The organism is Georgenia phoenicis (genome assembly GCF_047302425.1).
Classification (GTDB): domain Bacteria; phylum Actinomycetota; class Actinomycetes; order Actinomycetales; family Actinomycetaceae; genus Oceanitalea.
The window spans coordinates 2,061,149-2,084,678 of sequence record NZ_CP154855.1 but is presented as its reverse complement, the minus strand read 5'-3'; the positions used below and the strand labels follow the sequence as shown (position 1 = coordinate 2,084,678).

Here is a 23,530-nt window from a genome sequence, read left to right as displayed (position 1 = left end):
CCAGGATGGGCGCCACGGGCGGGGGCCGCACGCCGAGCACAACCGCAGCCGATGTGCCTGCGGGACTGACGCGGCGCACCGCAGTGCAGGGAGGCGCCGGGTCGCGACCAGCGCGGAGAATCCAGCTCTCGGCGGTAAGTGTGCTGTCGGCGGTAAGTGTGCTGTCGGCGGTAAGTGTGCTGTCGGCGGTAAGTGTGCTGTCGGCGGTAAGTGTGCTGTCAGCGCGGAGGGTGTGTCAGGCGCGGGCGCGGGGATGGGCGGTGGCGTAGACCTCGCGCATCGCCTGGACGGTCACCTGGGTGTAGATCTGCGTCGTCGTCACCGAGGCGTGGCCGAGCAGCTCCTGGACGACGCGCACGTCGGCGCCGCCGGCGAGCAGGTGCGTGGCGAAGGAGTGGCGCAGGGTGTGCGGGGAGACGTGCTCCCCCAGGCCGGCGCGAGCGCCGGCGGTCTGCAGCACCGCCCAGGCGCTCTGCCGGCTCAGCGGCCCGCCGCGCTGGTTGAGGAACAGGGCCGCGGTCCCCCGGCCGGCGCGCGCCAGCTCCGGGCGGGCCCGCACGACGTAGGCCTCGACCGCCTCGATCGCGTAGCGCCCCACCGGCACCACCCGCTCGCGCCGGCCCTTGCCGAAGAGGCGCACCGTACCGCCGTCGAGGTCGAGGTCGTCGGCGGACAGCCCCACGGCTTCACTGATCCGGGCACCGGTGCCGTAGAGGACCTCGAGCAGCGCCCGGTCGCGCAGCGGCACCGGCCCCTCACCGAGGGACGCGGCCTCGAGGAGCCGTTCAACGTCGTCGGTGCTCAGTGCCTTGGGCAGCCGCCGCGTCGTCGAGGGGGCACGCACGTCCGCGCTCGGGTCGTGGGCGGCCTGGCCCTCGAGGACGGCGAAGCGGTGCCAGCCCCGCACCGCCACCACCGCCCGTCCCGCGGAGGAGACGGCCAGCGCGCGGCCGCCGTCGGACCCGGTGCGTAGCGCCTCGACGTACTCCGCGACGTCGCTCTCCGCGACCTCCCCCAGCTCCCGGCGGCCCCGCGCGGCGAGGTACGCCGCGTAGCGGCTGAGGTCGCGGCGGTATGCCGAGAGGGTGTGCTCGCTCAGGCCCCGCTCCACCCCGAGGTGTGCGAGGTACTCCTCGAGGGCGCGCTCGAGCGGCGCGGGTCCCGGCCGCGCGGCAGACGTCGTCGTCGTGCCCGTCACGTCGGTGCCTACAGCGGGAGGAAGGGGTCGACCGCGACGGCGACGAAGACGATCGTCAGGTAGGTGATCGAGGCGTGGAAGACCTTCATCGCCGCGAGCTTGCCGCGCTCGGGGTGGCGGGCGCGGGCCAGCAGCCGCAGGCACCCGGCGATGAACCACGCCCCTGCCGCGCCGGCGATGACGGCGTACACCCACGTCATCCCCGCGACCGGCACGAGGACGAGGGAGCAGGCGACCATGGCCGCGCCGTAGACGAGGATCTGGACGGCGACCTTCGTGTCCGAGGCGACGACGGGCAGCATCGGCACCTCGGCGCGCGCGTAGTCCTTCTTGAAGCGCATGGACAGGGGCCAGTAGTGCGGCGGCGTCCAGAAGAAGATGATCCCGAAGAGCACCAGCGCCGGCCACTCCACCGTGCCGGTCACCGCGGACCAGCCGATGAGCACGGGCATGCAGCCCGCCGCGCCGCCCCAGACGATGTTCTGGGTGGTGCGCCGCTTGAGCAGCAGCGTGTAGCCGACGACGTACATCGCGACGGCGGCGAAGGAAAGCCATGCGGACGCCCAGTTGACGAGCAACCCGAACCAGAGGAACGAGAACACCCCGAGGACGACGGCGAAGACGGTCGCCTGCCGCACGGACAGCACGCCGGTGACGAGCGGGCGCTGCTTCGTCCGGTTCATCAGCCGGTCGATGTCCCGGTCGATGATCATGTTCCACGTGTTCGCCGAGCCGGCGGACGCGTAGCCGCCGATCATCGTCGCGACGGTGAGCCACAGGCCCGGCCAGCCGTCGGCGGCGAGGAAGAGCGTGGGGACGGTCGTGATGAGGAGGAGCTCGACGATGCGCGGCTTGGTCAGCGCGACATAGGCCTTGACGCGGTCGGCGCGGGTCGTCGTCGGTCCGGACGGGCCGGGGCTGGACCGCAGCGTCGATCGGTCGGACACGTGGGGTGCCACCTCCTCGGTCTGGCGCCCGGGCGCCGGCTGCACACTACGCACGCGTCGTTCACATCCAATCTCGCGCTCCGCCTGTCGCGCGGGCAACCCCCATCCTACGGGGCCGTCCCCCGGGCGGGGCCAGTCATCCGCGCCGGAAGCGGGTGGCTACTTGCTCACACCGGGTGCGCCGTGTGCACCATCTGGCAACAATCTCACTGGGGTGGGCGGCGGCGATAGGGTCGACACATCCGTAGACGTACCGGCCGGGGTCCCGGCCGGCCGTGACCCACACCGAGGGAGACCTAGTGAGCGACACCAGCACCCAGGCCGGGTGGACCGACCTCGACCGTCGGGCGGTCGACACCGCGCGCATCCTGGCAGCCGACGCCGTCGAGAAGGTCGGCAGCGGCCACCCGGGGACGGCGATGAGCCTGGCCCCGGCGGCCTACCTGCTCTACCAGAACGTCATGCGTCACGACCCCGCCGACCCGCACTGGCTCGGCCGCGACCGCTTCGTGCTCTCCGCCGGGCACAGCGCGCTGACGCAGTACATCCAGCTCTACTTCTCCGGCTACGGCCTCGAGCTCGACGACCTCAAGGCGCTGCGCACCTGGGGCTCCAAGACCCCCGGCCACCCCGAGTACCGCCACACCGAGGGCGTCGAGGTCACCACCGGGCCGCTGGGCCAGGGACTGGCCAACGCCGTCGGCATGGCCGTGGCGTCCCGCCGTGAGCGCGGCCTGCTCGACCCGGAGTCCGGCGCGGGCACCAGCCCCTTCGACCACCACGTGTACGTCATCGCCTCCGACGGCGACCTCCAGGAGGGCGTCACCTCCGAGGCCAGCGCCATCGCCGGCGTGCAGGAGCTGGGCAACCTCATCGTCATCTGGGACGACAACCGGATCTCGATCGAGGACGACACGAACATCGCCTTCACCGAGGACGTCCTCGCGCGCTACGCCGCCTACGGCTGGCACACCGAGCGCGTCGACTGGACCGACGGCGGCACCGGCTACACCGAGGACGTCGACGCCCTCGCCGCCGCCATCGCGGCCGGCAAGGCCGAGACCAACCGCCCGACGATCATCGCGCTGCGCACGATCATCGGCTACCCCGCCCCCACGAAGCAGAACACCGGCGCCATCCACGGCTCCGCGCTCGGTGGCGACGAGGTCCGCGGCCTCAAGGAGGTCCTCGGCTTCGACCCCGAGCAGACCTTCGAGGTGAGCGACGAGGTCATCACCCACGTGCGTCAGGTCCGCGACCGCGGCGCCGCCGCCCGCGCCGAGTGGGAGACCTCCTACCAGGCGTGGCGCACCGCCAACCCCGAGGGTGCGGCGCTGCTGGACCGCCTGCGCAACCGTGAGCTGCCCGAGGGCTGGGCCGACGCGCTGCCCACCTTCGAGGAGGGCAAGGCCGTCTCCACGCGCTCCGCGTCCGGCTCCGTGCTCAGCGCGCTCGCGCCCGTGCTGCCCGAGCTGTGGGGCGGCTCGGCCGACCTCGCCGGCTCGAACAACACGACGATGAAGGGCGAGCCGTCCTTCCTCCCCGTCGAGCGCTCCACGAAGATGTTCCCCGGCAACCCCTACGGCCGCACGCTGCACTTCGGCATCCGTGAGCACGCCATGGGCTCGATCCTCAACGGCATCACGCTCCACGGCCTCACCCGCCCCTACGGCGGCACCTTCCTCACCTTCTCCGACTACATGCGCCCGCCGGTGCGTCTGGCCGCCCTCATGGGCATCCCGAGCACCTTCGTGTGGACCCACGACTCCATCGGGCTCGGTGAGGACGGCCCCACCCACCAGCCGATCGAGCACCTGGCCGCGCTCCGCGCGATCCCGGGCCTCGACGTCGTTCGTCCCGCCGACGCCGCCGAGGTGGCCGTCGCGTGGCGCACGATCCTCGAGAACACCGAGCGCCCCGCCGGCCTCATCCTCACCCGCCAGAACGTGCCCAACCCGGCGCGCGGCACGGGTGCGGCCGAGGGTGACACGCTGGCCAGCGCCGAGGGTGTGGCCCGCGGTGCCTACGTCCTGGCCGAGGCGACCGGCGGGACGCCGCAGGTCATCCTCATCGCCACCGGCTCCGAGGTACAGATCGCGCTCGAGGCCCGCGAGACCCTCCAGGCCGAGGGGGTGGCCACGCGCGTCGTGTCCATGCCCAGCCGCGAGTGGTTCGCCCTCCAGGACGAGGCCTACCAGGAGGAGGTGCTCCCCGGTTCGGTCAAGGCCCGCGTCTCCGTCGAGGCCGCGATCGCCCAGGGCTGGCACGAGATCGTCGGCGACGCCGGCCGCTGCGTGAGCATCGAGCACTACGGCGCCTCGGCCGCCTACGAGCGCCTGTACGAGGAGTTCGGCATCACCGCCGAGGCGACCGTCGCCAAGGCGCGTGAGTCGCTGGCCGCGGCCGGCCAGGACTCCCCCGGCACCGAGCAGGACGCCGCCCCGGGCGGCACGGGCGACCTGCCCAAGTAGTACCCCTGGGCCCCGGCGGCACCCCGCCGCCGGGGCCCACCCCACGCGAGGAGGAGCAATGACGAACCACCTGGCCGAGCTGAGCGAGCTCGGGGTCTCCGTCTGGTTGGACGACCTGTCCCGCGAACGCCTCGAGGGCGGTGGGGCCCAGTCCCTCGCCTCGCTCCTCACCGAGGACCACGTCGTCGGCGTGACGACGAACCCCTCGATCTTCGCCGCGGCCCTCTCCGAGGGCACCCGCTACGACGCCGACCTCGCCGCCCTCGCGGCCGACGGCGCCGACGTCCCCACCGCGATCACCGCCCTCACCACCGCCGACGTCCGCGCCGCCTGCGACCGCTTCCTCGAGGTCTTCGAGCGCACCGGCGGCGTCGACGGGCGCGTGTCGATCGAGGTGGACCCGTACCTCGCGCACGACACCGAGGGCACGATCGCCCAGGCCCGCGAGCTGTGGCAGCTCGTCGACCGGCCCAACCTCCTCGTCAAGATCCCCGCCACCGTCGAGGGGCTCCCGGCGATCACCGAGGCGATCGCGGAGGGGATCAGCGTCAACGTCACGCTCATCTTCTCCCTCGACCGCTACCGCGCCGTCGCCAAGGCCTACACCGACGGCCTCGAGCGCGCCCAGCTCGCCGGCGTCGACCTGTCGACGATCCACTCGGTCGCCTCCTTCTTCGTCTCCCGCATCGACGCCGCGGTCGACAAGAAGCTCGACGCCATGGACGACGACGACGCCCGCGCCCTGCGTGGGCAGGTCGCCGTCGCCAACGCCCGCCTCGCCTACGAGGCCTTCGAGGACATCTTCGGCACCGAGCGGTGGGACGCGCTGGCCGAGGCCGGGGCGCACCCGCAGCGCCTGCTGTGGGCCTCCACGGGCGTCAAGGACCCCGCCTACCCCGACACCCGCTACGTCGACGAGCTCGTCACCTCCGGCGTCGTCAACACGATGCCGGAGGCGACCCTCCGCGCCGTCGCCGACCACGCGCAGCTGCACGGGGACACCGTCCGCGGCCGCTACGACGAGGCCCGCGAGGTCCTCGACCGGCTCGAGCGGCTCGGGATCTCCTACACCGAGGTCATGGACACCCTCGAGACGGAGGGCGTGGAGAAGTTCCAGCAGAGCTGGGACCAGCTGAGCGAGCGGGTCACCACCGGCCTGCAGGCACCGGGCCGGCAATGAGCCCCGGGGTCGTCACCTGGGCGGGTGAGGAGGGCACCGCCGTCGTCGAGGTGAGCGCGACCGGTGCGGCGGCCCAGGCCGTGCACGACGCCGTCCCCGCCCTCCTCGAGGAGCGGGTCGCCTCCCGGCTCGCGGCCCAGGACACGGGCCTGTGGGGCGAGGAGGTCGCCCCGCACGTGGCCGACCGGCTCGGCTGGACCGACCTCCACCAGACCTCCCGCGAGCTCGTCGGACAGCTGACGGCGCTGCGCGAGGAGCTCGCGGCCGAGGGGCTGGACAGGGTCGTGCTCGCCGGCATGGGCGGCTCGTCCCTGGCGGCCGAGGTGATCACCGGCACGGTCGGGGCGCCGCTCACGGTCCTCGACTCCACGGTCCCCACGCAGGTGGAGCGCGCTCTGGAGGGCGACCTCGCCCGCACCGTGCTCGTCGTCGCCTCCCGCTCCGGCACCACCGTGGAGACCGACTCCCACCGGCGCGCCTTCGTCGCGGCACTCCACGCCGCCGGCCGGGACGCTGCCCGGCACGTCGTCGTCGTCACCAAGCCCGGCTCGCCGCTCGAGGAGCTGGCCCGCGAGGAGGGCTACCGCGCCGTCTTCACGGCCGACCCGCGGGTGGGCGGGCGCTTCTCCGCGCTCTCCGCCTACGGTCTCGTGCCCAGTGCCCTGGCGGGCGTCGACGTCGGCCGCCTGCTCGACGAGGCCGCCGAGGTCGCGCCCTTCTTCGGCGAGGACACCGAGGCGAACCCCGCGCTCGTCCTCGGCGCGGCGCTGGCGGCCACCCGCCCGCTGCGCGAGACCGTCCTCCTCGTCGACGCAGGCAGCGGGCTCTACCACTTCGGCGCCTGGGCCGAGCAGCTGCTCGCGGAGTCGCTGGGCAAGGACGGGCGTGGGCTCGTGCCCGTCGTCGTCGACGAGCACGCCCCCGAGCTCGCCGCGGACGGCACGCTCCCCGTGCTCCTGCCCCCCCTCACCGACGACGACGCGTCGGCCGAGCTCGACGACGTCGCCGACGACGCACGCCGGGTGGCCGTGAGCGCGGACCTCGACACCGCGGCCGAGTCCACGGAGGTCACGGTCGCCGGCTCCCTCGGCGGGATGTTCCTCCTGTGGCAGCATGCCGTCGCCGTCGCCGGGCGCCTCCTCGGCGTCAACCCCTTCGACCAGCCCGACGTCGAGGCGACGAAGGAGGCCACCCGGGAGTTCCTCGGCGGCATGCCCTCCCTCGAGCCGCCCGCGTTCAGCGACTCGGGCGTCGAGGTGCGGGCCCCGCGCGCCCTCCTCGCGGGCGCCCGGACCGTGCCCGACGCCGTCACCACCCTGCTCGACCAGCTGGACCCGGAGCACGGCTACCTCGCCGTCCTCGCCTACCTCGACAGCGAGGGACGCGCCGCGGAGCTGCTACGGGGCGTGCGCGACGCCCTGGCCGCCCGCGCCGGCCGCCCGGTGACCTTCGGGTGGGGGCCGCGCTACCTGCACTCCACCGGCCAGCTCCACAAGGGCGGCCCGCCCCACGGCGTGTTCCTCATGATCACCGGCGGAGTCCCCGCGCACGTGTCCGTGCCGGGGCGGGACTTCGACTTCGCCGAGCTCGTCACGGCCCAGGCCGACGCCGACGCGCGCGTGCTCACCGGCCTCGGCCGGCCGGTGCTCCGCCTGCGCGTGGACACCCCCGACGCCCTCGCCTGGCTCACGGGTAGTCTGACGCGCCGGACCACCTGACACAGGGCCGTGAGGAGACCATGAGCACCGCACCGACCCCACCCGAGAACCTGCTGCGCGACCCCAGGGACCGGCGCCTGCCCCGCATCGCGGGGCCCGCCGGCCTGGTGATCTTCGGCGTCACCGGCGACCTCGCCAAGCGCAAGCTGCTCCCGGCGATCTACGACCTCGCCAACCGTGGCCTGCTGCCGCCGTCCTTCGCGCTCACCGGCTTCGCGCGGCGCGACTGGTCGACCGAGGACTTCGCGCAGATCGTCCACGACGCGGTGCGCGAGCACGCCCGCACGGAGTTCAACGAGCGGACCTGGGAGCAGCTCGCCTCCGGCTTCCGCTTCGTCCAGGGCGAGTTCGACGACGACGCCGCCTTCGACACGCTCGCCGAGACGGTCGCGGCCCTCGACGCCGAGCGGGGCACGGGCGGCAACCACGCCTTCTACCTCTCGGTGCCGCCGCGCTCCTTCCCGCTCGTGCTCAACCAGCTCAAGCGCTCGGGCCTGTCCAAGCCCACGGCCGACACGTGGCGCCGGGTGGTCATCGAGAAGCCCTTCGGGCACAACCTCGAGTCGGCCCGCGAGCTCGACGCCGTCGTCTCCCAGGTGTTCCCCGAGGACTCGGTCTTCCGCATCGACCACTACCTGGGCAAGGAGACCGTCCAGAACATCCTCGCGATGCGCTTCGCGAACCAGCTCTTCGAGCCGGTGTGGAACAACCACTACGTCGACCACGTCCAGATCACCATGGCCGAGGACATCGGTATCGGCAGCCGCGCCGGCTACTACGACGGCATCGGCGCCGCCCGCGACGTCATCCAGAACCACCTCCTCCAGCTCCTCGCGCTGACCGCGATGGAGGAGCCCTTCTCCTTCGACGCCGACTCCCTGCGCCGCGAGAAGGAGAAGGTGCTCTCCGCCGTCCGGCTCGGGGAGGACCTCGGGACGACGACGGCGCGGGGCCAGTACGCCGCCGGCTGGCAGGGGGGCGAGCACGTGCGGGGCTACTTCGACGAGGACGGCATCGCACCGGACTCGATCACGGAGACCTACGCCGCGATGCGCCTGGAGGTCGACTCGCGCCGCTGGGCCGGGGTGCCGTTCTACCTGCGGGCCGGCAAGCGGCTCGGACGGCGCGTCACGGAGATCGCCGTCGTCTTCAAGCGCGCCCCGCACCTGCCCTTCGACCTCGGCTCGTCCGGCGAGCTCGGGCAGAACGCCATCGTCTTCCGGGTCCAGCCCGACGAGGGCGTGACGATCCGCTTCGGCGCCAAGGTCCCGGGCACCGCGATGGAGGTGCGCGACGTGTCGATGGACTTCGGCTACGGCAACGCCTTCACCGAGAACTCCCCCGAGGCCTACGAGCGGCTCATCCTCGACGTCCTCCTCGGCGACCCGCCCCTGTTCCCCCACCAGCGGGAGGTCGAGCTGTCCTGGCAGATCCTCGACCCCATCACCGAGTTCTGGGAGTCCACCGGGCAGCCAGAGCCCTACCGCCCCGGGTCCTGGGGCCCGGCGGGCGCCGACGAGATGCTGGCACGCGACGGCCGCCGCTGGCGGATGCCGTAGAGGAGACGAGCATGATCACCACGATGCACGCGACGACGGCGGCCGCGGTCAGCAACCGCCTCGCCTCCATGCGCCGCTCGAGCGGCGCCAACACCTTCACCCGGGTGCTCACCCTCATCATCGTCGCCGACGACCTCGACGGCGCCGAGCACGGGATCCGCGCCGCCAACGGCGCCTCCCGGGAGCACCCCTGCCGGATCATCGCCGTCGTCCCGCAGGACGGCGAGGGGCCGGCGAGCATCGACGCCGAGATCCGCGTGGGCGGGGACGCCGGGCTGAGCGAGGTCGTCATCCTCCAGCCCAACGGCGAACCGGCCGACGCGGTCGACACGCTCGTCATGCCCCTTCTGCTGCCGGACGCGCCGATCGTCGTGTGGTGGACCGGTCAGCCGCCCGCCGAGCCGAGCCGCGACCCGCTGGGCGCGATGGCGCAGCGCCGGATCACCGACGTCACCGCCTCCGCCGACCCGCTCGCCACGCTCCACTCCCTCGCGCCGGGCTACGCCCCCGGCGACACCGACCTCGCGTGGGCCCGGGTGACGCTGTGGCGCGGGCTGCTCGCCGCGACCCTCGACGAGCCGCCCCACGCGCCGATCACCTCGGCCCGGGTGACCGGTGCGGCCGGCCGCCCCTCGGTGTACATGCTCGCCGCGTGGCTCGCCGACTCCCTCGGCGTGCCGGTGGAGATCGGCGTCGAGGAGTCCACCGCCGTCACCCGGATCGACCTCGAGCGCGAGCCCGGCCCGATCACCCTGCGCCGCACGCCCGGCACGAGCGTCGCCTTCCTCAGCCGGCCCGGCCGCATCGACCAGCGCATCAACCTGCCCGAGCGCACGATCGCCGACTGCCTCACCGAGGAGCTGCGCCGGCTCGACGCCGACGAGACCTACGGTCGGGCGCTCACGCGCGGGCTCCCCCTCGTCGTCCCCGCGGAGGTCCGCTCATGAGCACGCACGCCCCCGTCGTCGTCCACCCGGACGGCGAGCTCCTCGCCCGGGCGACGGCGGCCCGCTTCCTCCTCGCGCTCGTCGACGCGCAGTCGGTGTCCACGCCGGTGCACGTCGCCCTCACCGGCGGCAGCATCCTCGTCGACGTCCTGCGCGCCGTGGCGGCCGACCCGCTGCGTGACGCCGTCGACTGGGGCTCGGTCCACGTGTGGTGGGGCGACGAGCGCTTCGTGCCCGCGGGCCACGAGGACCGCAACGACGTCGACGCCGCCGCGGCGCTCCTCGACCACCTGCCGCTGCGGCCCGAGCACGTCCACGCCGTCCCCGGCCCCGACTCGGTGGCCGACGTCGACGCCGCTGCGCGTGCGTACACCGAGGAGCTGGCGCGGTACGCCGCGCCGGGCGCCACGGTGCCGGAGATCGCCGTCGTCCTCCTCGGGATGGGGCCGGACGGGCACGTCGCCTCCCTCTTCCCCGGCCGGCCGAGCCTCGCCGAGGAGTCCCTCGGCGCCCTCGCCGAGCCCGACTCCCCCAAGCCCCCGCCCGAGCGCGTCAGCCTCACCCTGCCGACGCTGAACGCGGCGCACCAGGTGTGGCTCGTCGTGTCGGGTGAGGGCAAGGCGCCCGCGGTGGCCGCCGCGCTGGCCGGGACGTCGCTGCCCGAGGAGCAGGGTGGCACCGGCGACGGCGAGTCCGTCCCCGCCGGCCGCGTCCAGGCTGCGGGCCGCACCCTCTGGCTCGTCGACCTCGCCGCGACGTCCGCCCTCCCCTGACCCGGGCCACCCCTCATCCGCCGAGAGCACAGTTACCGCCGACAGCACAGTTAATGCCGAGAGCCGGATCCTCCGTGGAGGATCCGGCTCTCGGTGCGTGCGGGGGTGCTGCTAGCGGGTGGAGCCGCCGCGGCGTTCGCGGAGGGCGGTGAGCGCCTCCTCGAGGAGGGCCTCGCCGTCGGCGTCGGTGCGACGCTCCTTCACGTACGCGAGGTGGGTCTTGTACGGCTCGTTGCGCGGGGGCTCCGGCGGGGCGTCCCGGTCCTGGCCGGCGGGCAGCCCGCAGCGCGGGCAGTCCCACGTCTCGGGGATGACGATCTCCGGCTCCTTGGCGAAGCTGGGGCTCGTCTCGTGCCCGTTGGCGCACCAGTAGGACATCCGGATACGAGGGGCGGCCTCGCCGCGCTCGGCCTCGCCCATGGGGCCCGCTCCGACGCGGGACCCGCGGATCGCACTTCCTCCAGCCATGGTTCGTTCTCCCCGCTCAGACGAATCGCTGCATGAGACCGAGCAGGATGATGGCCGTCGCCCAGAGGACGGAGATCCCGATCGTGATGCGGTTGAGGTTGCGCTCGGCGACCCCGGAGGAGCCGATCGAGGAGCTGATCCCGCCGCCGAACATGTCCGAGAGGCCACCGCCCTTCCCCTTGTGCATGAGGATGGACAGGATGAGGAAGATGCTGGTGAGGACCAGCAGCACCTCGAGAATGATCCGGAGGGCATCCACGAGCCGGAGGCTCCTTTCGGTGTCGGGCGGGCGGCCAGGGCCGCAACTCGTCAAGGATAGGTGATGACGCGCACGTCGCGGACCACCTTGGACGTCGACACGCCACGGTCCCCGGGTGCGTGCACCCGGGGACCGTGGCTGAGCGTCAGGCGTGCTGCTGGTAGCGGACGATCGCCGCGAACTCCTCGGCCTGGAGGCTGGCGCCCCCGACGAGGGCGCCGTCGACGTCCTCCTTGGCCATGATCGAGGCGACGTTCCCGGACTTCACCGAGCCGCCGTAGAGGACGCGGACGGAGTCGGCGACCTCCTGGCTGTAGAGCTCGGCGAGGCGGCCGCGGATCGCGCCGCAGACCTCCTGCGCGTCCTCGGGGGTGGCGACCTCGCCGGTGCCGATGGCCCACACGGGCTCGTAGGCGATGACCGTCTTGGCGGCAGCCTCCGCGTCGAGCCCGGCGTAGGCGCCGTCGACCTGCGCGAGGGTGTAGGACACCTGCTCGCCGGCCTGGCGGACGTCGAGCCCCTCACCGACGCAGATGATCGGGACGATCCCGTGCGCCAGGGCAGCCTTGGCCTTCGCCCCGACGAGGGCGTCGTCCTCGGCGTGGTACTGCCGACGCTCGGAGTGCCCGACGACGGCGTAGCTCACGCCGAGCTTGGCGAGCATCGCCGCGGAGATCTCGCCGGTGTAGGCGCCCTTCTCGTGCGCGGAGACGTCCTGGGCGCCGTAGCGGACCTCGAGCTTGTCGCCGTCCACGAGGGTCTGCACGGAGCGCAGGTCGGTGAAGGGCGGGACGACGACGACCTCGACGGCCGAGTAGTCGTGCTCCTTGTCCTTGAGCTCCCAGGCGAGCTTCTGCACGAGGTGGGTGGCCTCGTGGTGGTCGAGGTTCATCTTCCAGTTGCCCGCCATGAGCGGGGTGCGGTTGGTCATGGGCTCAGTCTTCCAGAACCGCGACGCCGGGCAGGACCTTGCCCTCGAGGAACTCGAGGCTGGCGCCGCCACCGGTGGAGATGTGGTCGAACTTCGACTCGTCGAAGCCGAGGACGCGGACGGCCGCGGCGGAGTCGCCACCGCCGACGATGGTGAAGCCCGCGGCGTCCTGCATGGCCTGCGCGACGGCCTTGGTGCCGGCGGAGAAGGCGTCGAACTCGAAGACACCCATCGGGCCGTTCCACACGACGGTCTTCGCGTCGGCGATCTTCTCGGCGAAGAGGCGGCCGGACTCGGGGCCGATGTCCAGGCCCATCTGGTCGGCGGGGATCGCGTCGGCGGGGACGACGGTCGCGGGGGCGTCGGCCTTGAACTCCGGCGCCACGACGATGTCGGTAGGCAGGACGATCTCGACGCCGTTGGCCTCCGCGTCGCGCAGGTAGCCCTTGACGGTCTCGACCTGGTCCTCCTCGAGGAGGGAGGTGCCGACGTCGTAGCCCTTGGCCGCGAGGAAGGTGAAGACCATGCCGCCGCCGATGAGGAGGCGGTCGGCCTTGGTGAGGAGGTTGCCGATGACGCCGAGCTTGTCGGAGACCTTCGAGCCGCCGAGGACGACGACGTAGGGCCGCTCCGGGTCGCCGGTCGCCCTGCTCAGGGAGTCGATCTCCTTGAAGACGAGGGTGCCGGCCGCGTGCGGGAGGCGCTGGGCGACGTCGTAGACGCTGGCCTGCTTGCGGTGGACGACGCCGAAGCCGTCGGAGACGTAGGCGTCGGCGAGGGCCGCGAGCTCGTCGGCCAGCGCGCCGCGCTCGGCCTCGTCCTTGGAGGTCTCGCGGGCGTCGAAGCGGATGTTCTCGAGGAGGAGCACCTGCCCGGGCTCGATGTACTGGGCCTTGGCCTTGGCGTCCTCACCGACGGTGTCCTCGGCGAGCAGCACCTCGCGGTCGAGGAGCTCGCCGAGCCGCTTGGCGACCGGGGCGAGGGAGTACTTGGGCTCCGGGGCGCCCTTGGGGCGGCCGAGGTGCGCGGTGACGATGACCTTCGCGCCGGCGTCGAGCAGGGCGTTGAGGGTCGGCAGGGCGGCGCGGATGCGGCCGTCGTCGGTGATCGTCGTCCCGTCGAGCGGGACGTTGAAGTCGGAGCGGACGAGGACGCGCTTGCCGCGCAGGTCGCCCAGGGTGTCGATGGTCTTCATGGCTCTCCTAGGGAAGGGTCCGGACGCACGAACGTCCGCGTGCCGCGTTCGGCGGCACGCGGACGTCCGTGTTCACTGCGGGAGGCGGTGCCTCAGAGACGCTCGCCCACGTAGGTGGCGAGCTTGACCAGCGAGCTGGAGTAGCCGAACTCGTTGTCGTACCAGCTGAGCACCTTGACCTGGTCGCCGATCACCTTGGTGAGGCCAGCGTCGAAGATCGAGGTGTGCGGGTCACCGACGATGTCCTGGGAGACGATCGGGTCCTCGGTGTACTTGAGGATGCCCTTGAGCTCGGGGCTCTCGGCGGCGGCCTTCATCGCGGCGTTGACCTCCTCGACCGTGACCTCCTTCTCGACCGTGAAGGTGAGGTCGGTGGCGGAGCCGGTCGGGGTCGGCACGCGCATGGCGTAGCCGTCCAGCTTGCCCTTGAGCTCGGGGAGCACGAGGGAGACGGCCTTGGCCGCACCGGTGGTGGTCGGGACCATGTTGAGGGCGGCGGCGCGGGCGCGGCGCAGGTCCTTGTGGGGGCCGTCCTGGAGGTTCTGGTCGGCGGTGTAGGCGTGGATCGTGGTCATGAGGCCACGGACGATGCCGAAGTTCTCGTGCAGGACCTTGGCCATCGGGGCGAGGCAGTTGGTCGTGCAGGAGGCGTTGGAGAAGATGTGGTGCTGCTCGGCGTCGTAGTCCGTGTGGTTGACACCCATGACGAAGGTGGCGTCCACGTCCTTGCCGGGCGCGGAGATGATGACCTTCTTGGCACCGGCGTCGAGGTGGGCCTTGGCGGCGTCACGGGCGACGAAACGGCCGGTGGACTCGATGACGATGTCGACACCGAGCTCGCCCCACGGGAGCTGGGCCGGGTCCTTCTCGGCGGAGACGTGGACCTTCTTGCCGCCGACGGTGATGGAGTCCTCGTCGTAGGAGACCTCCTGGTCGAGCACGCCCATGATCGAGTCGTACTTGAGGAGGTGGGCGAGGGTCTTGTTGTCGGTGAGGTCGTTGACGCCCACGATCTCGAGGTCCGCACCGCTGTTGAGCGCGGCGCGGAAGAAGCTGCGGCCGATGCGGCCGAAGCCGTTGATACCGACGCGGATGGTCACTATGTCCTCCTCTAGTGCGCCGCTCGGCGCACACACAAGTCGACTGCGGAAGTAGCGCCTGAGGGGCGCTGTGGCGGGCCCGCCGTGGGGACTGGGCCGCCAGCACCACCAAACCTACACCGGGACAAAAGGGGCCGCAGGGACGTAGGTCCGACGTGGACACCGGCGATCCGTCCGCTCTGGGCGAACCGCCCGCCGCCGAGCGTGACGCGGTTCACGCGCGGGCTCAGAGGTCGTACATGTCCGGGGTCAGCACGGCCTCGGTGTCACCGATCCCGAGCTCGTGGGCACGCTTGTCCGCCATGGCTAGCAGCCGCCGGATCCGGCCGGCGATCGCGTCCTTCGTCAGCGGCGGGTCGGACAGCGCCCCGAGCTCCTCGAGGCTCGCCTGCTTGTGCGCGAGACGCAACTGGCCGGCCTGGAGGAGGTGGTCGGGGACGCCCTCGCCGAGGATCTCGAAGGCGCGCTCGACGCGTGCGCCGGCGGCGACCGCGGCGCGCGCCGAGCGGCGCAGGTTCGCGTCGTCGAAGTTGGCCAGGCGGTTCGCCGTGCCACGCACCTCGCGGCGGGTGCGTCGCTCCTCCCAGGTGAGCACGGTGTCGTGCGCGCCCATCCGGGCGAGGATCGCGGAGATGTCGTCACCGTCGCGGACGACGACGCGGTCGACGCCGCGCACCTCGCGCGCCTTGGCGGACACGTCCATCCGGCGGGCCGCGCCGACGAGCGCGAGGGCGGCCTCGGGCCCGGGGCAGGTGATCTCGAGGGCCGAGGAGCGGCCGGGCTCGGTGAGCGAGCCGCGCGCGAGGAAGGCCCCGCGCCACGCGGCCACGGCCTCACCGACACCGCCGGACACGACGCCCGGGGGCAGGCCGCGCACGGGGCGGCCGCGGCCGTCGAGCAGGCCGGTCTGGCGGGCGAGGGACTCGCCGTCCTTGACGACGCGCACGACGTAGCGGTTGCCCCGCTTGAGACCACCGCCGGAGACGACGACGACGTCGCTCGAGTGGCCGTAGAGCTCCGCCATCGCCTGGCGCAGGCGCCGGGCGGCGACGCCGACGTCGAGCTCGGCCTCGATGACGATGCGCCCGGAGATGATGTGCAGCCCGCCCGCGAAGCGCAGCATGGCAGCGACCTCGGCCTTGCGGGCGGACATCTTGTCCACCTGCAGCCGGGCCAGCTCGTCCTTGACGGACGCCGTCAGCGACATGGCCGACTTCCTCCCACTCACCGTGCTCCCTCGTCCCTGGGCCCCCGCACGGGGGCCAGCCTGCACCTTCTCATGCCCTGCGGCGCGATCCTCACCCTGCTCCCGTGGCCTCCCCCACATCACCCAGCACGCCGTCGAAGGCGTCCCGGTAGGCCGCGGCCAGCCGCAGCGGGTCGTGCCGGGGCGTCCCGTCGCCCGCGCTCACCTGGCGCAGCAGCACGCGTGCACCGAGCTCCCGCGCCGTGGCGAGGAGGCCGTCGATGTCCTCGACGGCGGCCGGGTCGGCGATGACGACGTCGATGCGCAGGTCCGGCGCGTGCTCGAGGAGCGTGTGGAGGTGGTCGGCGGCTGACATGCCCTCGGTCTCCCCCGGCTGGGCGGAGAGGTTGAGGGTGACGGCTCGCCGCGCGTCCGTCTCCTCGATCGCCCGCGCGAGCTCGGGGACGAGCAGGTGCGGGATGACGGAGGTGTACCAGGAGCCCGGGCCGAGGACGACCCACTCGGCCTCGCGCACCGCCCGGACCGCCTCCGGGTGGGCGGGGGGCTCCTCGGGGATGAGCCGCACCGAGCCGATGTTCCCGCTCGTCACCGCGACCCGGGACTGCCCGCGGACCACGCGCTCCTGCTCCGAGGCGCCCATCCGCACGCGCGCCTCGATGTCGAGCGGGACCGAGGCCATGGGCAGCACGCGACCGCGGGCGCCGAGCAGCCGGCCCACCCAGTCGAGGCCGGCGACCTCGTCACCGAGCAGGTCCCACAGCGCGACGATGAGGAGGTTGCCCAGCGCGTGGCCGTCGAGCGGACCCGCGGAGCTGAAGCGGTGCTGGAGGACGTCGCGCCAGGTCAGGCCCCACTCGGAGTCGTCGCACAGCGCGGACAGCGCCATGCGCAGGTCGCCCGGGGGGAGCTTGCCCAGCTCGTGCCGCAGGCGGCCGGAGGAGCCGCCGTCGTCGGCGACGGTGACGACGGCGGTGAGGGCGCTGCACACGTGGCGCAGCGCCCCGAGGGTCGCGGCCAGACCGTGCCCACCACCGAGGGCGACGACCCGCGGCCCCCGCGCGCCCGCCGTCGGCCACTGCTCGGCGCTCACTCCCGCCCCACGTCGCGGTGGAGGGTGCGGACCTGCAGCCCGTGCTCCCGCAGGCCCGCGGCGATCTCCTCGGACACGGCCACCGAGCGGTGGCGTCCGCCCGTGCAGCCGACGGCGATCGTCACGTAGTTCTTCAGCTCGCGCTCGTAGCCGGCGATGACGGGCTCGAGGGTCTCGACGTAGCGGTCGATGAACTCCCGGGCGCCGGGCTGGTCGAGGACGTAGCGGTTGACCGCCTCGTCCTTGCCGGAGAGGTGGCGCAGCTCGGTCACCCAGTACGGGTTGGACAGGAAGCGGACGTCGACGACGTGGTCAGCGTCGAGGGGCAGGCCGTGCTTGAAGCCGAAGGAGACGAGGGTGATCTGGACCGGCTGCGCGCCGGCCTCCCCCACCCGCTGGCGGATGTGCCGGGCGAGGTCGTAGGGGCTGAACTTCGTCGTGTCGATGATGGTGTCGGCGCGGCGGCGCAGCTCGGCGAGCAGCTCGCGCTCCTGGGCGATGCCGTCGAGGATGCGGCCGTCCCCCTGGAGCGGGTGGGCGCGGCGGACCTGCTCGTAGCGGCGGACGAGCTCGGCGTCGTCGGCCTCGAGGAAGAGGATGCGGTAGTCCAGGCCGTGGCCGCGCAGCTCGTCGAGGACGTTGAGGAGCTCGGCGAAGAACTCCCCGCTGCGGACGTCGACGACGGCGGCGAGGCGCTGGACCCCTCCCCCGGACGCGGTCATCATCCGCGCGAGCGGCTCGAGCATGCGCGGCGGCAGGTTGTCGACGACGAACCAGTCCATGTCCTCGAGCGTGTTGGCGACCCGGGTCCGCCCGGCACCGGACATGCCGGTGATGATGAGGAGCTCGCGGCGGTCAGCCTCGGGGGGCGTCGTCTCCGCCTCGAGGAGCGGGATCCCCTCGGGAACGGTCTGCGGGCTGCGCTCGTCGCCCTCGTCGGCAGGGCGCTGTCCTCCTGAGGTGCTCATCCCTCTAGGATGCCAGGCCGGGACCGCCGCCGTCCGCGTCCTCGGCGCCGGCGGGCTCCTCCGGCGAGGCCCCGGTGCCGTCCTCGGCGGTGGGCACGGTCGGTGCCGTGGGCGCGGTCCGCAGGGCGTCGACGACGGCCTGCGCGGTGCGCGGGCCCAGGCCCTTGACGGCGGCGACCTCCTCCGCCGTCGCCTTCCGCATGGCGGCCACCGAGCCGAAGTGGTCGAGCAGCGCCTTGGCGCGGGTGGGCCCGAGCCCGGGGACCTCGTCGAGGACCGACCTGGTCATCGCCTTGCTGCGGCGGCTGCGGTGGGCGGTGATCGCGAAGCGGTGGGCCTCGTCGCGCAGCCGCTGGAGGAGGAAGAGCCCGGGGCTGGTCCGGGGCAGCACGAGCGGGAAGTCCTCCCCCGGCAGCCACACCTCCTCCAGGCGCTTGGCGAGCCCCACGAGGGCGACGTCCTCGACGCCGAGCTCCTCGAAGACCCGCTGCGCGGCGGCGACCTGCGGCTGGCCGCCGTCGACGACGACGAGGTTGGGCGGGTAGGCGAAGCGGGTCGGCTTCCCGGTCTCGGGGTCGACCGGACCCGAGGTCAGCGGCTTGCCGTCGTCGTCCACCGCGCCCTCGCGCGCGGAGCGGTAGTGGCGGAAGCGGCGGGTGAGGACCTCGGCGATCGCCTCGGTGTCGTCCCGGGCCCCGCTGCCGTCCACGCCGCGGACGACGAAGCGCCGGTAGGCGTTCTTGCGCGGCAGGCCGTCCTCGAAGACGACCATCGAGCCCACCTGGTGGGTGCCCTGCGTGTGCGAGATGTCGTAGCACTCGATGCGCAGCGGCGCCTCCTCGAGGTCGAGGGCCTCGGCGAGGTCGGCCAGCGCCTGGGAGCGGGTCGTGAGGTCACCGGCGCGCCGGCTCTTGTGGAGCACGAGGGCGTGCTCGGCGTTGCGCTGGACGGTCTGGGCGAGCGCGCGCTTGTCGCCGCGCTGCGGGATCCGCACCGAGACCGCCGAGCCGCGCAGGCCGCTGAGCCAGTCCGTCACCTGCGGGAGGTCGGCGGGCAGGACGGGCACGAGCACCTCGCGCGGGACGGCGGAGGTGCGCGCCGACTCGGCCTCGTCCTCCGTGTCGGTGCCGAGGTCCCCGTAGACCTGCTGGAGGAGCCGCTCGACGAGCTCGGCGTCGGTCACCTCCTCGACCTTCTCCACCACCCAGCCGCGCTGGCCGCGGACCCGGCCGTCACGGACGTGGAAGACCTGGACGGAGGCCTCGAGCTCGTCGGAGGCCATCGCGAAGACGTCCGCGTCCGTCCCGTCGGGCAGGACGACCTCGTTCTTCTCGACGACGCGCTGCAAGGCACCGAGGTCGTCGCGCAGGCGCGCCGCGCGCTCGAAGTCGAGCTCGCCGGCCGCCTCCTTCATCTCCTTCTCGAGGCGGCGCACGAAGGGGCGGGTCTGGCCGCCCATGAAGGCGCAGAAGTCCTCGGCGAGGCGGCGGTGGTCCTCCACGGAGATGCGCCCGACGCAGGGCGCGGAGCACTTGTCGATGTAGCCGAGCAGGCAGGGCCGGCCCGAGCGCTCGGCCCGGCGGTACACGCCGTTGGAGCACGTGCGCACGGGGAAGACCCGGAGCATGAGGTCGACGGTCTCGCGGATCGCCCAGGCGTGGCCGTAGGGGCCGAAGTAGCGGTTGCCCTTGCGCCGGGCGCCGCGCATGACCATGGCGCGGGGCACCGTCTCGGACATCGTCACCGCGAGGTAGGGGTAGGACTTGTCGTCGCGGTACTTGATGTTGAAGCGGGGGTCGTACTCCTTGATCCAGGAGTACTCCAGGGCGAGGGAGGCGACCTCGGTCTCGACGACCGTCCACTCGACGGAGGCCGCCGTCGTCACCATCTGCCGGGTGCGCGGGTGGAGGTTCGCGATGTCCTGGAAGTAGCTGCCCAGCCGCGAACGGAGGTTCTTCGCCTTGCCGACGTAGATGACCCGGCCGTGCGCGTCGCGGAACCGGTAGACCCCGGGCGATGTCGGGATGTCGGACGGTCGCGGGCGGTAGGTGGACGGGTCGGCCATGCCCCTCAGCCTACGTGCGCCCCCCGGGCGGGCGGCGCCGGCTGCACCCGGACGGGGCAGCTGAGGGAGCGGGCGATGTGGTTCTGCACCCGGGCGTCCTCGTGGAGGCGCGCGGCCGCCTCGTCGCTGATCGGGTCCGCGTAGGTGACGCGGGGGCGGAGCACGATGTCGGAGAAGGGACCCGAGTTGGCACCCTCGATCCGCTCGGTGGCGGTCGCGACGTCGGTATAGCCGACGACGACGACGCCCTGGGCCGCCGCCGTCCGCAGGAACCAGAGCATCTGGGACTGCGAGACCGCGCCGACGAAGAGCTCCTCGGCGCGGTAGCGCGACACGTCGGCGGCGACCTTGCGGTCGGAGGTCGCGAGCAGCGTGGGCTTGCCCTCGACGCGCACCTCGTGGTCCCGGGAGTAGGAGGTGTAGCTCCGCGTCCCGGTGTCGTCCGCGCCGGTCCAGTCGACGGTCACCGTGTAGGTGTGGAGTGCGCCCATGGCGCCACCCTAGCCCGCTGTGACGGCCGCCACCCCGGCTTTGTCGACCTCCAGCACCTCGGCGAGGAACCGGCCGGTGTGGGAGCCCTCGACGGTCGCCACGTGCTCCGGGGTGCCCTCGGCGATGACCGTGCCACCGCCCGAGCCGCCCTCGGGGCCCATGTCGATGACCCAGTCGGAGTTCTTGATGACGTCGAGGTTGTGCTCGATGACGATGACGGTGTTGCCCTTGTCGACGAGGTTCTGCAGCACCTCGAGCAGGCGGCGGATGTCCTCGAAGTGCAGGCCCGTGGTCGGCTCGTCGAGGACGTAGGCGGTGCGGCCGTTCGTGCGCCGCTGCAGCTCGGAGGCCAGTTTGACGCGCTGCGCCTCACCACCGGAGAGGCTGGTGCCGCTCTGCCCCAGGCGCACGTAGCCGAGGCCGACGTCGACGAGAGTGTTGAGGTAGCGGGAGATCTTCTGCGAGGCGGAGAAGAACTCGGCGGCCTCGGAGATCGGCATGTCGAGCACCTCGGCGACCGTCTTGCCCTTGAAGCGCACCTCGAGGGTCTCGCGGTTGTACCGCGCCCCGTGGCAGACCTCGCAGGGGACGTAGACGTCCGGGAGGAAGTTCATCTCGATCTTCAGCGTGCCGTCGCCCTTGCACGCCTCGCAGCGCCCACCCTTGACGTTGAAGGAGAAGCGGCCGGGCCCGTAGCCGCGGACCTTGGCCTCCGGGGTGTCGGCGAAGAGCTTGCGCACGTGGTCCCACACGCCGGTGTAGGTCGCCGGGTTGGAGCGCGGCGTACGCCCGATCGGGCTCTGGTCGACGTGGACGACCTTGTCGAGGTGCTCGAGGCCGGTGACGCGGGTGTGGCGCCCGGGGACGCGGCGGGCGCGGTTGAGCTCGTTCGCCATCACCGTGTAGAGGATGCCGTTGACGAGGCTCGACTTGCCCGAGCCGGACACGCCCGTGACGGACGTGAGGACCCCGAGCGGGAAGTCCACCGTGACGTTCTTGAGGTTGTTCTCCCGGGCGCCGACGACGCGCACCTTGCGGTTCTTGTCGACCGGACGACGGGCCTCGGGCTGCGGGATGGACCGCCGGCCGGAGAGGTAGGCGCCGGTGAGGGACTCCTCGTTCGCCAGGAGCTCGGGCAGGTGGCCGGAGTGGACGATGTGGCCGCCCTGCTCCCCCGCGCCCGGGCCGATGTCGACGATCCAGTCGGCAACGCGGATGGTGTCCTCGTCGTGCTCGACGACGATGAGCGTGTTGCCGAGGTCGCGCAGCCGCACGAGGGTGTCGATGAGCCGGCGGTTGTCGCGCTGGTGCAGCCCGATGCTCGGCTCGTCGAGGACGTAGAGCACGCCGACGAGTCCCGAGCCGATCTGGGTGGCGAGACGGATGCGCTGGGCCTCGCCACCGGACAGCGTGCCGGCGGGGCGGGCGAGGGTGAGGTACGTGAGACCGACGTCGACGAGGAAGCCGAGGCGCGCGTAGATCTCCTTGAGCACCTGGCCGGCGATGGCCCGCTCCCGGGCGCCGAGCTCGAGGGTGTCGAGGAAGGGGGCGATGCTCTCGATGGGCAGCGCGCACAGCTCGGCGATGGACAGGCCACCGAGCTTGACGGCGAGGACCTCGGGCTTGAGGCGGGCGCCCTTGCAGACCGAGCATGCGACCTCGCGCATGTAGCCCTCGTAGCGCTCCCGCGAGGAGTCGGACTCGGTCTCGGCGTGCTTGCGCTCGACGTAGGTGACGGCGCCCTCGAAGCCGGTCGAGTAGGCGCGCTCCCGGCCCCACCGGTTGCGGTACCGCACGTGGACCTCGTGGTCCTTGCCGTGGAGGATCGCCTCCTTGGCGCGTGCCGGCAGCGCGCGCCACGGGACGTCGACGGAGAAGCCGAGCTCGTCGCCCAGCGCGCGGAGCAGCCGCAGGAAGTACTCCGAGGAGGCCCGGGCCCAGGGCTGGACGGCGCCGTCGGCCAGGGAGAGCTCCTCGTCGGGGACGATGAGCTCGGGGTCGACCTCGAGCTTGGAGCCGATGCCCGAGCACTCCGGGCACGCGCCGTAGGGCGCGTTGAAGGAGAAGGTGCGGGGCTCGATCTCCTCGAGCTGGAGCGGGTGGTCGTTGGGGCAGGCACGCTTCTCGGAGAAGCGGCGCTCCCGCTCGGGGTCGTCCTCGGGGAGGTCGACGAGCTCGACGACGAGCAGCCCCTCGGCGAGGCGCAGCGCGGTCTCGACGGAGTCGGTGAGCCGCTGGCGCATGGACTCGCGCACGACGAGACGGTCGACGACGACGTCGATGTCGTGCTTGAGCTTCTTCTCCAGCGTCGGCGGCTCGGCGAGGGAGACAACGGCGCCGTCGACCCGGGCACGGGAGAAGCCGGTGGACTGCAGCTCACGGAAGAGGTCGACGTACTCCCCCTTCCGGCCGCGGACGACGGGCGCGAGGATCTGAAAGCGGGTGCCCTCGGGCATCTCCTGGAGGCGGTCGACGATCTGCTGCGGCGTCTGCGCGGTGACCCGCTCCCCGCACACGGGGCAGTACTGGGTGCCGGCGCGCGCGTAGAGCAGGCGCAGGTAGTCGTAGATCTCGGTGATCGTGCCGACGGTCGAGCGCGGGTTGCGGCTCGTGGACTTCTGGTCGATGGCGACGGCGGGGCTCAGGCCCTCGATGAAGTCGACGTCGGGCTTGTCCATCTGCCCGAGGAACTGCCGGGCGTAGGAGGACAGCGACTCGACGTAGCGACGCTGACCCTCGGCGAAAATCGTGTCGAAGGCGAGGGAGGACTTGCCCGAGCCCGACAGCCCGGTGAAAACGACGATGCTGTCGCGAGGAAGCTCGAGGTCGACGTTGCGGAGGTTGTGCTCGCGCGCACCACGGACGAGAAGCTGATCACTCACCCCGCGATGATACGAGCCCGGCCGCTCGCGCGCGTGTACATGTGTTCGACGTCACGGGCGTGTCGCGCCTGGCACGATCG

The 23,530-nt window shown here is 72.6% G+C and carries 19 protein-coding genes; 6 read left to right on the top strand and 13 right to left on the bottom strand.

From position 1 onward, the window contains the following. Nucleotides 1-235: 235 nt before the first annotated feature. Entirely contained in the window at nt 236-1,198 is a 963-nt protein-coding gene (gene xerD, locus AA0005_RS09780; RefSeq protein ID WP_413449982.1) for a site-specific tyrosine recombinase XerD, read from the bottom strand. A gap of 8 nt (nt 1,199-1,206) precedes the next feature. Further along, the gene (locus AA0005_RS09775; RefSeq protein WP_413449981.1) at nt 1,207-2,145 is read right to left on the bottom strand and encodes a heme o synthase; all 939 of its coding nucleotides are present in this window, start codon (nt 2,143-2,145) and stop codon (nt 1,207-1,209) included. A gap of 299 nt (nt 2,146-2,444) precedes the next feature. On the opposite strand from AA0005_RS09775, the gene tkt reads away from it, so the two are divergent. The 6 genes from tkt to pgl are packed head-to-tail and all read left to right on the top strand — an operon-like array spanning nt 2,445 to nt 10,793. Further along, nucleotides 2,445-4,616, top strand: coding sequence for a transketolase (gene tkt / locus AA0005_RS09770; RefSeq protein ID WP_413449980.1), 2,172 nt, complete (start codon nt 2,445-2,447; stop codon nt 4,614-4,616). Nucleotides 4,617-4,674: 58 nt separating this feature from the next. Then, nucleotides 4,675-5,796, top strand: a complete 1,122-nt coding sequence (gene tal, locus AA0005_RS09765; RefSeq protein ID WP_413449979.1) for a transaldolase — start codon at nt 4,675-4,677, stop codon at nt 5,794-5,796. Next, complete coding sequence (locus tag AA0005_RS09760) at nt 5,793-7,514, top strand: glucose-6-phosphate isomerase (RefSeq protein WP_413449978.1); 1,722 nt, start codon at nt 5,793-5,795, stop codon at nt 7,512-7,514. Before tal ends, AA0005_RS09760 begins: the two co-directional genes overlap by 4 nt. 20 nt (nt 7,515-7,534) lie before the next feature. Then, complete coding sequence (gene zwf, locus AA0005_RS09755) at nt 7,535-9,073, top strand: glucose-6-phosphate dehydrogenase (protein ID WP_413449977.1); 1,539 nt, start codon at nt 7,535-7,537, stop codon at nt 9,071-9,073. An 11-nt stretch (nt 9,074-9,084) separates the two neighbouring features. After that, nucleotides 9,085-10,020 (top strand): glucose-6-phosphate dehydrogenase assembly protein OpcA, encoded by a 936-nt coding sequence (locus AA0005_RS09750; protein WP_413449976.1) that lies wholly within the window; start codon nt 9,085-9,087, stop codon nt 10,018-10,020. Then, nucleotides 10,017-10,793: a 6-phosphogluconolactonase gene (gene pgl / locus AA0005_RS09745; protein WP_413449975.1), complete on the top strand. Its 777-nt coding sequence runs from the start codon at nt 10,017-10,019 to the stop codon at nt 10,791-10,793. The genes AA0005_RS09750 and pgl overlap by 4 nt, the downstream gene beginning before the upstream one ends. A gap of 111 nt (nt 10,794-10,904) precedes the next feature. On the opposite strand, the gene AA0005_RS09740 is transcribed toward pgl, so the two are convergent. The 11 genes from AA0005_RS09740 to uvrA all read right to left on the bottom strand — a co-directional run bounded on the left by AA0005_RS09740 (nt 10,905) and on the right by uvrA (nt 23,450). Beyond that, entirely contained in the window at nt 10,905-11,261 is a 357-nt protein-coding gene (locus AA0005_RS09740) for an RNA polymerase-binding protein RbpA (RefSeq protein WP_413449974.1), read from the bottom strand. A 16-nt stretch (nt 11,262-11,277) separates the two neighbouring features. Further along, nucleotides 11,278-11,520, bottom strand: coding sequence for a preprotein translocase subunit SecG (gene secG, locus AA0005_RS09735; protein WP_413449973.1), 243 nt, complete (start codon nt 11,518-11,520; stop codon nt 11,278-11,280). A 145-nt stretch (nt 11,521-11,665) separates the two neighbouring features. Further along, on the bottom strand, nt 11,666-12,451 hold the full coding sequence (tpiA, locus tag AA0005_RS09730; RefSeq protein WP_413449972.1) for a triose-phosphate isomerase: 786 nt from the start codon (nt 12,449-12,451) through the stop codon (nt 11,666-11,668). Nucleotides 12,452-12,455: 4 nt separating this feature from the next. Then, the gene (locus AA0005_RS09725) at nt 12,456-13,646 is read right to left on the bottom strand and encodes a phosphoglycerate kinase (protein ID WP_413449971.1); all 1,191 of its coding nucleotides are present in this window, start codon (nt 13,644-13,646) and stop codon (nt 12,456-12,458) included. Between the two features lie 92 nt (nt 13,647-13,738). Next, nucleotides 13,739-14,746: a type I glyceraldehyde-3-phosphate dehydrogenase gene (gene gap / locus AA0005_RS09720; protein ID WP_413449970.1), complete on the bottom strand. Its 1,008-nt coding sequence runs from the start codon at nt 14,744-14,746 to the stop codon at nt 13,739-13,741. A gap of 226 nt (nt 14,747-14,972) precedes the next feature. After that, nucleotides 14,973-15,953 carry a DNA-binding protein WhiA gene (gene whiA / locus AA0005_RS09715; RefSeq protein ID WP_413449969.1) on the bottom strand — a complete coding sequence of 327 codons (981 nt, stop codon included), beginning with the start codon at nt 15,951-15,953 and terminating at the stop codon, nt 14,973-14,975. Nucleotides 15,954-16,044: 91 nt separating this feature from the next. Beyond that, nucleotides 16,045-17,043, bottom strand: a complete 999-nt coding sequence (locus tag AA0005_RS09710) for a gluconeogenesis factor YvcK family protein (RefSeq protein WP_413449968.1) — start codon at nt 17,041-17,043, stop codon at nt 16,045-16,047. Continuing rightward, entirely contained in the window at nt 17,040-18,011 is a 972-nt protein-coding gene (gene rapZ / locus AA0005_RS09705) for an RNase adapter RapZ (RefSeq protein WP_413449967.1), read from the bottom strand. Before rapZ ends, AA0005_RS09710 begins: the two co-directional genes overlap by 4 nt. Nucleotides 18,012-18,015: 4 nt before the next feature. Further along, entirely contained in the window at nt 18,016-20,076 is a 2,061-nt protein-coding gene (gene uvrC, locus AA0005_RS09700; protein WP_413449966.1) for an excinuclease ABC subunit UvrC, read from the bottom strand. 5 nt (nt 20,077-20,081) lie between these two features. Further along, nucleotides 20,082-20,567, bottom strand: coding sequence for an OsmC family protein (locus AA0005_RS09695; protein WP_413449965.1), 486 nt, complete (start codon nt 20,565-20,567; stop codon nt 20,082-20,084). 9 nt (nt 20,568-20,576) lie between these two features. Next, nucleotides 20,577-23,450, bottom strand: coding sequence for an excinuclease ABC subunit UvrA (gene uvrA, locus AA0005_RS09690; protein WP_413449964.1), 2,874 nt, complete (start codon nt 23,448-23,450; stop codon nt 20,577-20,579). Between the last annotated feature and the right edge of the window lie 80 nt (nt 23,451-23,530).